Annotated in this window: 14 protein-coding genes; 7 read left to right on the plus strand and 7 right to left on the minus strand. The window is 55.4% G+C overall.

What is annotated here, in order from left to right:
- The first annotated feature begins 114 nt into the window (after window positions 1-114).
- The 3 genes from remB to gyrA all read left to right on the plus strand — a co-directional run bounded on the left by remB (window position 115) and on the right by gyrA (window position 4,999).
- A complete protein-coding gene (gene remB / locus EFB11_RS16945; RefSeq protein ID WP_164706795.1) occupies window positions 115-372 on the plus strand; it encodes an extracellular matrix regulator RemB in 258 nt (85 codons plus the stop codon).
- Window positions 373-511: 139 nt separating this feature from the next.
- Complete coding sequence (gyrB, locus tag EFB11_RS14835) at window positions 512-2,425, plus strand: DNA topoisomerase (ATP-hydrolyzing) subunit B (protein WP_122791335.1); 1,914 nt, start codon at window positions 512-514, stop codon at window positions 2,423-2,425.
- Window positions 2,426-2,458: 33 nt separating this feature from the next.
- Entirely contained in the window at window positions 2,459-4,999 is a 2,541-nt protein-coding gene (gene gyrA / locus EFB11_RS14840; RefSeq protein ID WP_122791046.1) for a DNA gyrase subunit A, read from the plus strand.
- A gap of 38 nt (window positions 5,000-5,037) precedes the next feature.
- On the opposite strand, the gene EFB11_RS14845 is transcribed toward gyrA, so the two are convergent.
- A complete protein-coding gene (locus EFB11_RS14845; RefSeq protein WP_122791048.1) occupies window positions 5,038-7,380 on the minus strand; it encodes a L,D-transpeptidase in 2,343 nt (780 codons plus the stop codon).
- Window positions 7,381-7,685: 305 nt separating this feature from the next.
- Between EFB11_RS14845 and EFB11_RS14850 the strand changes: the two genes are divergently transcribed.
- The 3 genes from EFB11_RS14850 to EFB11_RS14860 are packed head-to-tail and all read left to right on the plus strand — an operon-like array spanning window position 7,686 to window position 9,448.
- Window positions 7,686-7,835 (plus strand): FeoB-associated Cys-rich membrane protein, encoded by a 150-nt coding sequence (locus tag EFB11_RS14850; RefSeq protein WP_122791050.1) that lies wholly within the window; start codon window positions 7,686-7,688, stop codon window positions 7,833-7,835.
- The gene (locus tag EFB11_RS14855; RefSeq protein ID WP_122791052.1) at window positions 7,832-8,581 is read left to right on the plus strand and encodes an SDR family NAD(P)-dependent oxidoreductase; all 750 of its coding nucleotides are present in this window, start codon (window positions 7,832-7,834) and stop codon (window positions 8,579-8,581) included. Before EFB11_RS14850 ends, EFB11_RS14855 begins: the two co-directional genes overlap by 4 nt.
- Before the next feature lie 12 nt (window positions 8,582-8,593).
- Entirely contained in the window at window positions 8,594-9,448 is an 855-nt protein-coding gene (locus tag EFB11_RS14860) for a hypothetical protein (protein WP_122791054.1), read from the plus strand.
- A gap of 35 nt (window positions 9,449-9,483) precedes the next feature.
- Here EFB11_RS14860 and rnhA read toward each other — a convergent pair whose 3' ends face one another.
- The 6 genes from rnhA to EFB11_RS14895 form a co-directional block, all read right to left on the minus strand.
- Window positions 9,484-9,921: a ribonuclease HI gene (gene rnhA, locus EFB11_RS14865; protein ID WP_122791056.1), complete on the minus strand. Its 438-nt coding sequence runs from the start codon at window positions 9,919-9,921 to the stop codon at window positions 9,484-9,486.
- Window positions 9,922-9,975: 54 nt separating this feature from the next.
- Complete coding sequence (locus EFB11_RS14870) at window positions 9,976-10,311, minus strand: arsenate reductase family protein (RefSeq protein WP_122791058.1); 336 nt, start codon at window positions 10,309-10,311, stop codon at window positions 9,976-9,978.
- 819 nt (window positions 10,312-11,130) lie between these two features.
- A complete protein-coding gene (locus EFB11_RS14880) occupies window positions 11,131-11,355 on the minus strand; it encodes a hypothetical protein (RefSeq protein WP_122791062.1) in 225 nt (74 codons plus the stop codon).
- Between the two features lies 1 nt (window position 11,356).
- Window positions 11,357-11,593 (minus strand): preprotein translocase subunit SecG, encoded by a 237-nt coding sequence (gene secG, locus EFB11_RS14885; RefSeq protein ID WP_122791064.1) that lies wholly within the window; start codon window positions 11,591-11,593, stop codon window positions 11,357-11,359.
- A 150-nt stretch (window positions 11,594-11,743) separates the two neighbouring features.
- The gene (locus tag EFB11_RS14890; RefSeq protein WP_122791066.1) at window positions 11,744-12,259 is read right to left on the minus strand and encodes a hypothetical protein; all 516 of its coding nucleotides are present in this window, start codon (window positions 12,257-12,259) and stop codon (window positions 11,744-11,746) included.
- Between the two features lie 12 nt (window positions 12,260-12,271).
- Complete coding sequence (locus EFB11_RS14895; RefSeq protein ID WP_122791068.1) at window positions 12,272-13,186, minus strand: nucleotidyltransferase family protein; 915 nt, start codon at window positions 13,184-13,186, stop codon at window positions 12,272-12,274.
- A 359-nt stretch (window positions 13,187-13,545) separates the two neighbouring features.
- Here EFB11_RS14895 and pyk point away from each other — a divergent pair, with 359 nt between their 5' ends.
- Window positions 13,546-15,012, plus strand: coding sequence for a pyruvate kinase (pyk, locus tag EFB11_RS14900; protein WP_122791070.1), 1,467 nt, complete (start codon window positions 13,546-13,548; stop codon window positions 15,010-15,012).
- Window positions 15,013-15,168: the final 156 nt, after the last annotated feature.

The following is a 15,168-nucleotide window of genomic DNA, read 5'->3' on the forward strand; positions in this document are numbered from 1 at the left end:
CATTTTTACTCCAAAATATTTGCTTTTTCCACAGACAAAACGGCAAAAAAGTGGTATAATAGGTACAGAATCCATGCGGGAAAAACCAATAGAGAAGGCGGGGTAAAAAAAGCCGTGTATGTGCATATTGGACAGGACTATATGGTTCCCCTGCGGCAGATCGTCTGCATTTTCGATATGGATACCGCCACGGCTTCGGCGCGTACCCGCCGCCTGCTCACGCGGCTGGGCGACGAAGGCCGCATCGTCGATTTGTGCGATGACCTGCCCGGTTCGGCGGTTTTGTGCACCGGGGAATTGGGAGAGATTTTATATCTCTCGCCCATCTCCTCACGCACGCTGCAAAAGCGCGTGGAGGAAGGAACGCTGTAAAAGTGGGGCGTGTCCGCATGTTTGCTGAGAGCCGCGTCGCCGCGGGCGGGCTGCGGCCGGTTGATTATTTCGCAAAGTAAAGGATCTATGTATGAGTGAAAACATCGAAAAAAAGGAAAGTGAAGGCCTGAGCGAAGAAATGCTCGACCTGAAGGTCACGGAAACCTATGACGAAAGCCAGATCCAGGTGCTCGAAGGCCTGGAAGCGGTGCGCAAGCGCCCGGGCATGTACATCGGTTCGACCTCGGCCCAGGGCCTGCACCATCTGGTGTATGAGATCGTCGATAACTCGATCGACGAAGCGCTGGCCGGTTACTGCACCCACATCGAGGTGACCATCGAAAAGAACAATATCATCCGCGTAGCCGACAATGGCCGCGGCATCCCCTGCGGCATCCATCCGCAGATGGGCATTCCGACGCTCGAAGTGGTTTTGACCGTGCTGCACGCAGGCGGCAAGTTCGGCGGCGAAGGCTATAAAGTTTCGGGCGGCCTGCACGGCGTGGGTTCGTCGGTCGTTAACGCCCTGTCTGTTTGGCTGGAAGCCGAAGTGCGCGACGGGCACGAAAAGCATTTCATGCGCTTTGAGCGCGGCGTGACCGTCAAGCCCATGGAGTCGGTGCCGTTTGAAAGCGAAACGGGCACGACCATCCGCTTCAAGGCCGACCCCGAGATCTTCGAAACCACGGTCTATGACTTCGAAGTGCTCGAAAAGCGCCTGCGTGACCAGGCGTTCCTCAATGCCGGCATCAAGATCACCCTGCGCGACGAACGCGAGGATGAACTCAATGAGGAAGTCATGCACTATGAGGGCGGCATCCGGCAGTTTGTCGAGTATTTGAACCGCACCAAAACGCCCATCCACAAGGACGTCATCTACATGGAAGGTAGCCGCGAGGGCAGCATGGCCGAAGTTGCCATGCAGTACACCGACTCGTATTCCGAGACCCTCATTTCGTTCGCCAATAACATCAATACCACCGAGGGCGGCACCCACGAGACCGGCTTCAAGGCGTCGCTCACCCGCGTGTTAAACGATTATGGCCGCAAATATAACCTCATCAAGGAAAATGAAAAGTCCTTCTCGGGCGATGACGTGCGCGAAGGTCTGACGGCCATCATCTCGGTCAAGCTGCAAGAGGCCCAGTTCGAGGGCCAGACCAAGACCAAGCTGGGCAACAGCGATATGCGTACCTTGGTCGAAACTATGATGAACGACCGCCTGACCACCTTCTTTGAGGAAAATCCGTCGGTTGCCCGCGCCATCATCGACAAGGCGCAGACGGCTGCCCGCGCCCGCGAAGCGGCGCGCAAGGCGCGTGAGATGACCCGCCGCAAGTCGGCGCTCGACGGCGCTTCCCTGCCCGGTAAGCTGGCCGACTGCCAGGAGCGCGACCCGCATTTGACTGAAATCTACATCGTCGAGGGTGACTCGGCAGGCGGCTCGGCCAAGGAAGGCCGCGACCGCCGCTATCAGGCCATCCTGCCGCTGTGGGGTAAGATGCTCAACGTCGAAAAGGCACGCCTGGATAAAGTCTACGGCAACGAAAAGCTGACGCCTATGATCACCGCCTTTGGCGCAGGCTTTGGCGAGGATTTTGATTTAAGCAAGCTGCGCTATGGCAAGATCATCCTCATGGCCGATGCCGACGTGGACGGCAGCCACATCCGCACCCTGCTGCTAACCTTCTTCTTCCGCTTCATGCGGCCGCTCATCGAGCATGGGCATGTATACATCGCCCAGCCGCCGCTGTTTAAGAACGAAAAGGGCAAGGACGTGCGGTATACCTACTCGGATGAAGAACAGCGCGCCTGCCTGGATGACATGGGCGATGGCGTTCGTGTACAGCGTTACAAGGGCCTTGGTGAGATGGACCCCGAACAGCTTTGGGAAACCACCATGAACCCGGAAAACCGCATCATCAAGCAGGTACACATGGAAGATGCGGCGGCAGCGGACGAAATTTTTGCCCTGCTGATGGGCGAAAAGGTCGAGCCGCGCCGGGAATTCATTGAGAAGAACGCGAAATACGTCACGAACCTCGACATCTGAGTTTGAAATAGACCTCGCTTTTGGAGGGAAAGAATGAGTCAAGAATACGAAAATCAAAAAATTCTCCCGGTAGAGCTCTACCAGGAGATGAAAAGTTCCTATATCGATTACGCTATGAGCGTTATCGTCGGGCGTGCGCTGCCCGACGTGCGCGATGGCTTAAAGCCGGTCCACCGCCGCATCTTGTATGCGATGTATGAGGACGGCCTGACCTCGGACAAGCCCTACCGTAAGTCGGCAACGACCGTCGGTAACGTGCTCGGCCGGTACCATCCTCACGGCGACGCTTCGGTTTACGATGCCATGGTCCGTATGGCACAGCCCTTCTCGCTGCGCTATCCGCTGGTCGACGGCCACGGTAACTTCGGTTCGGTCGACGGCGACCCCCCGGCAGCGTACCGTTACACCGAGGCCCGCATGGCCAAGGTTTCCAACTACATGCTGGCCGACATCAAGAAAGACACGGTCAATTTCCAGCCCAACTTCGACGAGGAGCGCAAGGAACCGGTCGTGCTGCCCTCCCGCTTCCCCTGCCTGCTGGTCAACGGCTCGTCGGGTATCGCGGTCGGTATGGCGACCAATATCCCGCCCCACAACCTCACCGAGGTCATCGACGGGGTGTGCTATGTCATCGAACATCCGGAAGCCGATCTGGATGAGCTGACCGCTATCATCAAGGGGCCGGACTTCCCCACCGGCGGCATCATCATGGGCCGTGCTGGCATGCGAGCCGCCTATGCCACTGGCCGCGGCAAGGTTAAGGTCCGCGCGCGCTGCACGATCGAGGAAAACGACAACGGCCGCAGCCAGATCGTCATCACCGAGATCCCGTACATGGTCAACAAGGCGCGCCTGGTCGAATCGATCGCCAATCTGGTCAAGGATAAGCGCGTCGAGGGCATTTCCAACATCATGGACCATTCTTCGCGCGAAGGCATGCGCATCGTCATCGACATCAAGCGCGATGCCAACGCCCAGGTGGTGCTCAATCAGCTGTATAATTACACCCAGCTGCAAGATACCTGCTCGATGATCTTGCTGGCGCTCGTGCCCTCCCCGTCCAACCCGGACAAGGTACAGCCGCGCGTGCTCACCCTGCGCGAGATCATTGATTATTATATCGATTTCCAGAAGGACGTCGTTGCCCGCCGCACCCGGTTCGATCTGGCCAAGGCGCAGGCACGCGCCCACATCCTGGAGGGCCTCAAGGTGGCCACCGACCAGGACAACATCGACCGCATCATTGCCATCATCCGTGCGTCCAAGAGCGAAGCCGAAGCCAAGGAAAATCTGTGCAAGGAGCCGTTCTGGATCGACCAAATCGCGCTGCTGGGCATTGTCGATGGTTCCGAGCATTTTGAGTTCCATCTGGACGAAGCGCAGGCACAGGCCATCGTTGATATGCGTCTGGGCCGCCTGTCCGGCTTGGAGCAGCAAAAGCTGAACGACGAATACAACGAACTCGAAGGCAAGATTGCAGGCTTTATGGAAATCCTGTCGAGCGACCGCAACATGCTCGAAGTGGTCAAAAAAGAGATGCAGGAGATCAAAAACGCCTACGGCGACGAGCGCCGCACCGAGATCGCGAACGTGGCTGACGAAATCGACATTGAGGACCTCATTGAGGAGCAGGATTGCACCTATACCCTCACCCATCTCAATTATATCAAGCGTATCCCGACATCGGCGTACCGCGCCCAGAACCGCGGCGGCCGCGGCGTCAATGCCATGACCACCCGTGAGGAAGACTTTACCCGCGGCTTGTTCACAGCATCCACGCACGATACGCTGCTGTTCTTCACCACCCAGGGCAAGGTCTATAAGCTCAAGGGCTATCAGGTCCCCGAAGCTGGACGTGCAGCCAAGGGCACCAATATCGTCAATCTGCTGGAACTGGACCCGGACGAAAAGGTTACGGCTATGTATCCGATTCGGGAGTTCTCGGAAGATAAATATCTGGTATTCGTCACCCGCATGGGTACTATCAAGCGCGTTGTGCTCAGTGACCTGCAAAACATCCGCAAGGGCGGTCTGCGGGCACTCGGCCTCAACGAAGGCGACGTGTTGGTCGATGTGCGCCTGACCGACGGCCAGGAGAACATCCTCATCGCCACCCACGAGGGCAAGGCCATCACCTTTGCCGAATCCGAAGTGCGCGCCATGGGCCGTACGGCGGTCGGCGTGCGCGGCATCCGTCTGGCCGAAGGTGACTTTGTCGTGGGCGCCGCACGCGCACGTAAGGGCGCACATGTGCTGTCCATCACCGAAAACGGTTACGGTAAGCGGACCGCGGTGGAGGAATTCAGCGTCCATCACCGTGGCGGCAGCGGCATCACCCTGCACAACCTGACCGAAAAGACCGGTTTGGTGGCTGGTATTGCGGTGGTCGATGCCGATAATGACATCATGATTATCACCGATGACGGCGTCATCATCCGTACGCCGGTCGGACAGATTCGCGAATGCGGCCGGTCGAGCCAGGGTGTTATCGTCATGCGCACCGACGATGATGTGAAGGTCATCTCCATCGTCCGCACCGACCACGAAGAAGAAGAAACATCATCCGAAGAATAAAAAAGAAGGGAACCACTGGTTCCCTTCTTTTTTGCTTTTTAGTAGATCACAACAGTCGTCTTGCTCGGAATGTTGTTGTACAGCCAGTTGATGCCTTCGTCCAGCATACGCACACAGCCCGCCGATACCGGGAAGCCGATCGAGGGGTCTTTCAGGGTATTCGTACCCGGATAATACAGGCGCGAATGGAACGCATAGCCCGTGCCCGGATAGAACCGCACGATCGGACGGCAGGTATAGCTGTCCGTTACCCAGGCGGTCTGCTTGTAGGTGACATAGGTCACACCAACCGGGGTCGGCGAACTGGATTTACCGGTCGCGCACTGGAATTCATGGATGAGCTTCCAGTTGCCCTTGGAGCCTTGGAAGACATTGACCATCTGCGCCGAACGGCTGACCCAAATCAGGTACTGGGTTTCGCTAGAATAGCCCTTCGCGTTGACAAAGACGGTCTTTTCGTCCTTGGAATAGTCGGTATTGCCCGGACGATAGGTCGGATTGACCTTGGCCAGCACTTCGGCCGGCGAGGGCAGATAATGACTGTCCGGATAGTTTTCAATCTTTACCGTGGCACCGGCGATGATCTTTTCTTCATCTCCGGTCACCGAATTGCGGTAAGTCAGTACAAAACCGACCGTATGCTCGAGCTGCATGTTCTTGGTGAACGTGATGGCGCGATGATAGCTGGAAGTCTTGCCTTCGCTGATTTCAAACGACGAATTGACAAACGACGATTCCGGCTTACCGTCCAGATACCACTGAGCGCCGCATACACGGGCCTTATCGACACCAGTAATGGTCGCCGTTGCGGTGATTTGTCCGCCGGGCTTGACCTGGGGCGCGGTAACAGTCACTTTGACACCTTCCAGGCCATTGTCGACCTTGGAATCATCGACGGCATCGGCTGCCAACGAGATGGTGCAGCGCTTGCCGGTGATAAAGACATTACCCGCATGGCCTTCGCCCTGCAAGGTGGTCCATGCGCCGGCAATATCGGCCGAATTTACCGAACCATCGACCTGAATGATGTTATTCGAAGCACCTGCCGCAACGCGCAGCGTGCCGATGGATGTCTTGCTGTCGGTATAGATCTTATTGCCGCTGCCGCTGATAATGAGACTGTCCAGATTGAGTCCATTTAAGTAAATCGCACGGTCCGAACCGGTGATTTCGACACGGCGGGTGGAGTTTTCCTGAACGGTTACCGTACCGGTGCCGCCGCCGACCACAACGGTTTCAAACGTATTGCCGATGGGATTGGACACCGTGAACGGTCCACCGGTAGTGCCAACCACCAGACGCTTGACCGAAATCGGGTCGCCTTCGGTAAATACCGGTGCCATATCTTCCCCACGCAGCACGATGCGGTCATACGACTGGGTACGATCCAGACTGTCGGGTGCTGTGAAGAACAGATAGACCGGAGAAATCGTCGCAGTTTCCGGCTCGACGGTTTCGTCGGTCGAGGTTTCCGGTTCCGTGGTCTCGTTGGCTACGGTTTCGGGCTCAGCCGCTTCCTTCGCCGCGGTTTCCGGCTCCGCAGTTTCGTCCGCCGCGGTTGCGGGTTCGGCGGTTTCATCTGCCGGAGTTTCCGGCTCGGGGGTTACGCCGACCGGGGTTTCGGATTCGGCAGTTTCATCCGCCGGAGTCTCGGATTCGGTGGTCTCATCGGCTGGAGCCTCAGGCTCGGTAGTTTCATCCACCGGAGTTTCCGGCTCAGTGGTTTCATCGGTCGGCGTTTCGGGCTCGGCGAGCATGTCCGACGTGGTCAGATAGGAACCGTTCCAAATGCGGTAGATCAGGGAAACAAATTCCGCGCGGGTAATGCCGCGGGATGCTTGCAGCGAACCGTCCTGCGAACCGGACAGGATACCGTCCCGCACCAGAACGGCGGCAGCGCGGCGCTGTACCGGAGTCAAGGTGTTGGCATCCGAGAAAGCATCCAGAACGCTTTCATCGGGTGCGGCCTCATCCAGACCAAAAGCAGCCGTCAAAGCGGCAAAGACCTGGCCGCGGGTGACCGGTGCATTGAGGTCGACTGAGCCATCGATCGGCAAAGTGCCGAGCGAAACGGCCTTGGAGGCGTCCTGTGTATACCATTGACCGGCCGGGGTGTTCGGATACGAACGGTCGGTGTTCTGGGCTTCGAGCACGCGGTTGAGAATCGCGGCCATCTGAGCGCCGGTCAGGCTGCCGCTAGGAAGCAGGCGGCCATCATCGCCCTGCAACAGACCATCTTCCACCGCTTGTGCGAGTGCATCATAGGCCCAATGTCCGGTGGCATCGGGAAAATCGGAAATTGTGGCTGCGGCGGCCGAGCTCCATAAAAGGCTGCCCGCGCAAAAGACCGCAACGATCCGTTTGAGTTGATTGTGAAACATCCTTTGTCCCTCCTTGTTTGATCTCCCCAAACAACACAACAAAGGAGATCAACCTTACGCTTATCGTACGAAAAGTATAGGGGAAAGTCAAATGATAATTTGGTAAAAACATGTTACCTGCGTGTTACCAAACCCGGATTTTGAGCGCAAAATCGACCATTTCCGGACAAGGCCCGCCGGCAAAGAAGATTTCCAAATCAAAACCCGGATAAAACTTCCCGACAGGTGAAAAGTCAGGTATGTTTGTCCATTCATTGACAGAAACTATGGATGATGGTACACTAAATGTAAAAAAGGAAGGAAAAATGGCTGATTTTTTCATTGTTGGAACAATTATACTCGCGGTAATATTATCCGTTTTGTATTTAATTAAACAGGCGCGCAGCGGCAAGGGCTGCTGTGGCGGCTGCGCAGGCTGCAGCAAAGCCTGTGCGCGCCGGAAGGAGGAAAAATGAGAGCAATCATCACGGGAGCCTCGGCTGGCATTGGCCGGGACATGGCCCGGCTGCTGGCCGCGCGGGGGTATGATTTGACCCTGATCGCCCGGCGGGAGGACCGTCTGCGGGCTTTGGCCGCCGAATTGCCGGTGTCCTGCCAGATTCTCACGGCCGATTTGTCCAGCGTGCGCGAATGCCGTCTGGTCTATGAAGCAGCACGCGGGGACGATGTCGAGATTTTGATAAACAATGCAGGCTTTGGCCTGTTTGGGCCGTTTGCCGAGACCGATTTGGACACCGAACTGCGTATGATTCAGACCAATGTTGTCGCGGTGCACGTGCTCACCAAACTCTTTTTGCAGGATTTCCGCAAACGTGGCAGCGGCTACATCTTAAATGTCGCCTCTTCTGCCGGTTTTATGGCCGGTCCTTTGATGGCGACCTATTATGCGACCAAGAATTATGTACTGCGTCTGACCCAGGCCATCCGCGAAGAACTGCGGCAGGAAGGCTGTGGCGTGCAGGTCGCGGCCCTGTGCCCCGGCCCGGTGGATACCGAATTTAACCGGGTCGCTGACGTGCGGTTTTCGATCGGCGGATTGTCCAGTGAAACGGTCGCTCGGTGCGCGATCAATGGCATGTTCCGCGGTAAAGGCGTGATCGTGCCCGGACTCAGCATCAAATTGGGGTTGGCCGTACGCCGTCTGGCCCCCGAAGCACTGGTCACCCGTGTGGCCTACCACATTCAACACCGAAAAGGATAAAGAGGGTTTGCTATGTCGACATCCAATTATGAACCGCCCACCCGGCGGCCCCGAAAAAAAGTAAAACGATGGCAGAAAATTTTATTTTACTGGCGTTTCCCGCTGGTGATCGTGCTGCTCCTGATGATTTTATCGGCGGTGGTCGTACAGGTGATTGCCGGCAAGTTGTCCGCTCCGGCGGCAACCGAAACCGATAAAAAGCAGGACACAACCGCCGAAACCGAGACCCTCACCTATCAGGATGCTGTGATCGATGCCTTGCAGGCGGAGGAAGCCGAAATGCACGATTTGATCTGCCTGACCAAGGAGGACGGCGGCGTCACTTATGACAATGAAACCGACCGCGTGCTTCTGGTGTTCTGGACCAAGCAGCCCGATATGTTTGTCAAGGATGAGCAGGTCACGCTGGATGCCGATACCTATGCCTATTCCGATTTGGAACTGGCAGCCTGGGGCAAGGAAAATTCCGATGCGCTGAAAAATCAGCAGACCGCCCGGTTGTGCCAGTTGTTCGGCATGCCGGAAGGCAGCGAAGGCAGCGCCTTTGTGGTGGCTTGGGTCACGCCCGAGCGCATTTTGCGTGCCGCCTATCAGCCGGATGCCCAGATCGGCAAGATGACGCTGGCGTTTGAAGAAAGTGTCGACCAGGATTTCATCAGCTTCTTTGAAGATGAGATTCAGAACAATTACTTTACCAATCCCCGTCCATGGACCCGTTTGGGATACACCTATGACTGGGGCAAGACCGGCGATGACCACTATGGTTTGACCGAATTTGTCATTCCGAGCGGGGTCAAGGTCACGGTCAAAGACACGTTCACCAACGAAGAAGGGATCACCCGCCTGCGCAAAGGCACTCTGGAGTAAGAAAAAATCCCGCTTTGTATCAAAGCGGGATTTTTTTATTTGAGTTTTTTCCACTCGGCAACGGCAAGTTCGTCGCAGCGATTGTTGTACGGATTTTCCGCATGGCCCTTGACCCAGTGGAAAGTGACCGTATGCACGTCCAGCAGGCCGAGCAGACGGTCCCACAGTTCCGGGTTTTTGGCCGGGGTCTTGTCGGCTTTTTTCCAGCCGCGCGCCTTCCAGCCCTTGGCCCAGCCCTTGGTGATGCCGTCGATGACATATTTGGAATCCGAATATAAATCGATCTGGCAGGGCTCTTTGAGCAGTTCGAGCGCCGAAATGACACCCAAAAGCTCCATTTTGTTATTGGTCGTCATCAGGTCGCCGCCCGAGATCTCTTTGGTGTGGGCGCCGTATTGCAGGATGGCGCCCCAGCCGCCCGGTCCCGGATTGCCCGAGCACGCACCATCGGTATATATGGTAACTTGTTTCACGTTATATACTCCTTTTTGGGGTTATGCAGAGTTTCCACAAAGTTGTGCACAGGCTTATGCCCAGCCTGCCCAGACTTCCGGACAATAGCCGACCGTGGCTTGTTTGCCGTTGCGGACAATGGGCGTGCGCAGCAGCTTGGGATTGTCCAGAAGGTTGTCAAATTTGGCCTGGTCGCCTTCCAGATAGCGTAGCGTGGCAGCATCCTTGGATTTGGGGTCGATCAGGGCATCCACACCGCCGACGGCCCGGCAGACCGATGTCAATTCACCGACCGACATCCCATAGCGAATCAAATCGACCGATTGGAACTTGATGCCGCGCTCTTTGAACCAGCGCTCGGCTTTTTTGGTGTCAAAGCATTTGCTTTTCCCGAAGATTTGAATATTCATAAAAACGCGCTCCATTTTGAACTTTCAGAATAGTATAAGGATACCCTGTTTGGCGGCAAGATGCAAGCGAAAACAGGAAAAGTAATCAAAATATAAAATTATACAAAAAGTAATCATGAACAAATGCAAATCATGTTAGTAAAATACAAATAAAATTAAGAAAAAATGTACAAAATGCACATTGAAAAAAAGAGTCGATTTTTTTATAATAAGAGCAGAAACATGAAACCGATTTCAGTATGATGCAAAAGTATTTTATAAAAATATAATGTGCTTCTGTTGATTTGAAATGGATTCTACAATTATTTTCGGACACATTATATTTTTGTGTACTTGGTTCCCCCGTGGGGCGGCATCAAGAGAGGAGAGATTGTAGAATGTTATGTCAAGTACAATTCCGTTGCGGTCACCAGGGAATCCTGGATCTCACCGGACAAGCCGAAGAACGTGCACACAAGGCTGAATGGTATGCCAAGCATGTGATTTGCCCCGATTGCCGCATGCAAGCCGCGATCAGCAAATGGAACACAACCTGCCAAAGTTCCACAGCTTTCCCCCAACCGGTTTCTAACTACGTCCATAAATAACATCCCTTTTGCTCTCTCCCTCTTGCCTCGCACTTCAAAAACCCCGGAGAGCAAAAAAATAACACCGTCCTTATAAAAAGCGTCCCCCATCCCAACCCTTTTTATTGGGGACGGTATCAGGAGCGAAATCCTGAAAAAACACATCCGGTTTGCCGTTGTAGGCGCCGGATGTGTTTTTTTGCGCGGAAATATAAAAATGGCCGGACCTTGCGAAGATCCAGCCACTTTTCTGTCATCGACTGAGTGCGCCGAGCACCATGCAGATGACCAAAAATACGGCGGCCAGCACCGCGCAAGAACGCGCGAGATGGCTGAACCGTTCTCCGGCCTGCTTGGCCTCGGAAGAATTTTCCCGTTGGGCCTGCCCATCCTTCATTCCGATGCGGAATTGGAAAAACACGGTCAGCACAGCAAACAGTGCAAACAGACCCAGGGTTGCATATTGCAGCGTGCGCATCTTACAGCAGGTTGAGCGCAACGGCCAGCACGACAAACAGGATGCCGACGCCGGTGGTGATGCGGCTCAGGGTCGACTGCATGCCGTGTGCCTTCTTGGAACCAAAGAATGTTTCCGCGCCGCCGGCGATCGTACCGGACAGGCCCTGGGATGCGCCTTCCTGCAACAGGATGGTCACGATCAGGAACAGGCAAGCGAGCACTTCCACAACGCTCATGACAATGTGAAGGGTATCCATAGCTTTTCCAAACCTCCGCTTCTTTTTGATTTTTGTGTTCTAACAAAGCCCGGATGGGCATGATGTGCGTACATGTTATCATAGCACACCCGGCCGCCGATTGCAAGCAATTTTGCATAAATCCGAGCAAAACGGGAAAAATGTAACCGTTTACACCAGTTTTTTGATCAAATCTCGCAGCGGTCCGCCCATGCGGTTGACATGGATCTTGCCCCGCCCGAGATCGACCAGCGCGACCCGTACCGAGGACCAGCCCGACTGGGGTGCGCTGTATCGCAGTTCGCTGGCGCGGCTTTTCAGCTTTTTGGCCGCCGCCGGGTCCACTTCCCCGGCTACTAAAATCAGGCTGACCATGGAAAATTCATGCGTCGGGTCAGCGGGAACGATCTCTTTTTGCAGGCCGCGCGCAAATTCCCACCATTCCTCCAGGGCAGCCAGGTCCATCACCGGTACGGCATAGACCAGCCGGAACTCATGGCAATGCGTGACTTGTTTGGTCGGCATCAGGCCCATGAGTTTTTTCTTTTCCGAGGTGGAAAATTCCGCCGAAAGCGCCGCGATGCGGCCATTGTATTCGGTCATGCGGGTGCAGGTGAACTGTGCCGGCAGCGATTGCTCGACCCGGTTGCAAAATTCAACGAAAGATTCGGAAAAATTGGGTAACATGGCGTGTTCTCCTTATAGATCGGCCGGATATTCCCCGGCTTCGGTCATGGCCGCAAGCGCCGCCTGCACGGTGGGCTTGTCCTCACGGTAGGTCACACCGAACCAGCGGGCATCCGTGGTCAGCAGACGGGCGGTCGCCTTGCCGTTCTGGATGAGGGCATCCACGGCCGACGGCAGATAAAACTCGCCTTTTTCCGGGTTGCTCGGCAGCTTCTCGGCAAAGAACTCATGCAGCATGGTGGTCAGTTCGCCGAGGAACGAGGGCGTAAAGCCCCAAAGGTTCATCGATACTGGAGTGCCGTCCGCGATTTCGCCGGTCGTATCGCCTTCGGAAAAATGAATCACTCCGTCCTCGCTCCGGGCGATGGCCGTGCGCTCGACGATCGAGCACAAAAAGCCGTTTTGGTCGGCCTGGCAGACCCCACGGGAAACCGTACCGTTGTCGGTCAGCGTGTTTTCGACCTTATAGCCGACCATGCAGTACCGATATTTGTCGTCGTCCACGGTCTTGGACAAGAAGTCGAACATCTTCTGGAATGCGTCAGCGCCATAGAAATCGTCGGCATTGATGACCGCAAAGGGCACGTCGAGCAGCGGCAGTGCGCACCATACGGCGTGGCCGGTGCCCAGCGGCTTGACGCGGCCTTCCGGGGCGGTCAGGCCGTCCGGCAGGTTATCCAGCGTCTGGAACACATAGTCGACCTGCATATAACGCCGGGCCTTGGCGCCAATGGCCTGCTCAAAGGCATCTTTGAGTTCGGGCTTGATGATGAAGATGACGCGCGAAAAACCTGCGCGGTAAGCGTCATAAATGGAATAATCCAGAATGATCTGGCCGTTTGGTCCGAGCGGGTCGATCTGTTTCAGGCCGCCGTAACGCGAACCCATGCCCGCAGCCATAACAACGAGCGCCGGGGTATTGTTCATGAGGATCCCTCCAGTTTGGTCAAACAAAATGCGGCCTGCCCGCAGAAACGGGCCAGCTGAAAAAAGGAAAAATTTGTTTTGTAAAATGTGTGGACATTTTGGTGTATGTTCTAGTGCTATTATAATCGATTTTGGAGCCCCTGACAAGCGCTGTCCGGCAAAATGGCAACAAAAGAAAGGGGTTAGCAAACCGGTTTTGGATAAAAGCAATGAAAATGCGCGTGCAGCGCGTCCGGAAAGCCGGATAGTGTTGTCAAAAGTACGCAAATGATATAAAATAAGAACGGAATAAACATATTAGGTGAAGGCAAAATTTTGATTTTGCAGGTTTTAGTTGTGAAGTGAGGTATGGAGTACCAATGCGAAGAACAAAAATCATTTGTACGCTGGGCCCGGCAACCGATCAGGGCGAAGTATTGAAGGACATGATGAAGGCGGGCATGAACGTGGCACGATTTAACTTTAGCCATGGCTCGCACGAAGAACACAAGGCTCGTATGGATATGGTCAAGGCCGCTCGCGCCGAGCTCGGTCTGCCCATCGGCATTATGCTGGACACCAAGGGCCCGGAGATCCGCACCAAGACTTACAAAGATGGTAAGATCGAGATCCAGGAAGGCCAGGAATTCACCCTGACCACCCGCGATATCGAAGGCGATAACACCATCGTTTCCATTTCGTATGAAGGCCTGCCGGCTGACGTGCAGGTTGGCACCCGGATTCTGATAGATGACGGTCTGGTTGCATTTGAAGTCATCGAAATCCGCGGCGGCACCGACATCGTTTGCCGTGCGCTCAATGGTGGCCCGCTGTCCAACCGCAAGTCGGTCAACGTACCGGGCATCAAGCTGAATATGCCCTACATTTCGGATAAGGACCGCGATGACGTTGTCTTTGGCTGCTCGCAGGGCATCGACTTTATCGCAGCTTCCTTCTGCCGCACCGCGCAGGACATGAAGGACCTGAAGGCGATCCTCAAGGAGCAGAACTGCGAAGACGTACAGATCATCGCAAAGATCGAGAATATGGAAGGCGTACGTAACATCGACGCCATCTTGGACGAAGTACAGGGCATCATGGTAGCCCGCGGCGACCTGGGCGTCGAAGTACCGTTTGAGGAGTTGCCGGAAATCCAGAAGTGCCTGATCAAGAAGTGCGTATCCCGCGGCAAGCGCGTCGTAACCGCAACCCAGATGCTCGAAAGCATGGCCAAGAACCCGCGTCCGACCCGCGCCGAAGTATCCGACGTTGCGAACGCCGTATACGACGGCACCAGCGCCATCATGCTGTCGGGCGAAACTTCGGTCGGTAAGTATCCGGTGCAGACCGTGCAGACCATGAGCCGCATCGCGGAGAACGCCGAAGCTAGCATTCACTATGATCGTCGTCGCATCACCCGTCCGGAGTTCATGGAAATGGAACTCATGGGCGATGTCAAGACCAATGCGATCGCACACGCCGTGTGCAACGCCGCAACCGACCTGGAGGCCAAGTGCATCGTGGCCTTCACCGAATCGGGTTCGACCGCACGTGCGGTATCCTGCCGCCGTCCGGGCAAGCTGATCGTCGGCGCAACCCCGTCGGAAAAGACCTTCCACCGTCTGACCATGTCCTGGGGCGTTATCCCCTGCCTGGTTGGCCGTCCGTCCAGCGGTACAGCACTGTATATGCAGGCAGTTCGCGGCGCGGTTGAGGCTATGAACGTCAAGGTGGGCGATGTCATCATCGTTACCGCCGGTATGCCGGTTGGTCGTGTCAGCTACACCAACACCATGCGCGTCATCCAGGTGACCGAGGATTTCATCAACCTCGCTTTTGAAGAATAAGCCATTTTGTCATCAAAAAGAGGCCAATTCTTTACAATTTGTTTAAAATTTCCGAGCGCATTGTGATAAAATACGAATAACGGATTTTGTCGGTCGCGCCGCCTGTTTTTCGGGCGGCGCGACCGTGTGCGTCTTACTCAAAAAGGGCTGGGTCTG

The sequence above is a fragment of the Intestinibacillus sp. Marseille-P6563 genome, assembly GCF_900604335.1.
Taxonomy (GTDB): Bacteria; Bacillota; Clostridia; order Oscillospirales; family Butyricicoccaceae; genus Butyricicoccus_B.

Coding starts and splice junctions, on each gene's coding strand:
- gyrA (WP_122791046.1), top strand. CDS start 2,459: ATGAGTCAAGAATACGAAAATCAAAAAATTCTCCCGGTAGAGCTCTAC.
- EFB11_RS14870 (WP_122791058.1), bottom strand. CDS start 10,311: ATGAATATTCAAATCTTCGGGAAAAGCAAATGCTTTGACACCAAAAAA.
- secG (WP_122791064.1), bottom strand. CDS start 11,593: ATGGATACCCTTCACATTGTCATGAGCGTTGTGGAAGTGCTCGCTTGC.
- EFB11_RS14880 (WP_122791062.1), bottom strand. CDS start 11,355: ATGCGCACGCTGCAATATGCAACCCTGGGTCTGTTTGCACTGTTTGCT.
- EFB11_RS14895 (WP_122791068.1), bottom strand. CDS start 13,186: ATGAACAATACCCCGGCGCTCGTTGTTATGGCTGCGGGCATGGGTTCG.
- EFB11_RS14850 (WP_122791050.1), top strand. CDS start 7,686: ATGGCTGATTTTTTCATTGTTGGAACAATTATACTCGCGGTAATATTA.
- EFB11_RS14860 (WP_122791054.1), top strand. CDS start 8,594: ATGTCGACATCCAATTATGAACCGCCCACCCGGCGGCCCCGAAAAAAA.
- EFB11_RS14845 (WP_122791048.1), bottom strand. CDS start 7,380: ATGTTTCACAATCAACTCAAACGGATCGTTGCGGTCTTTTGCGCGGGC.
- EFB11_RS14855 (WP_122791052.1), top strand. CDS start 7,832: ATGAGAGCAATCATCACGGGAGCCTCGGCTGGCATTGGCCGGGACATG.
- gyrB (WP_122791335.1), top strand. CDS start 512: ATGCTCGACCTGAAGGTCACGGAAACCTATGACGAAAGCCAGATCCAG.
- pyk (WP_122791070.1), top strand. CDS start 13,546: ATGCGAAGAACAAAAATCATTTGTACGCTGGGCCCGGCAACCGATCAG.
- EFB11_RS14890 (WP_122791066.1), bottom strand. CDS start 12,259: ATGTTACCCAATTTTTCCGAATCTTTCGTTGAATTTTGCAACCGGGTC.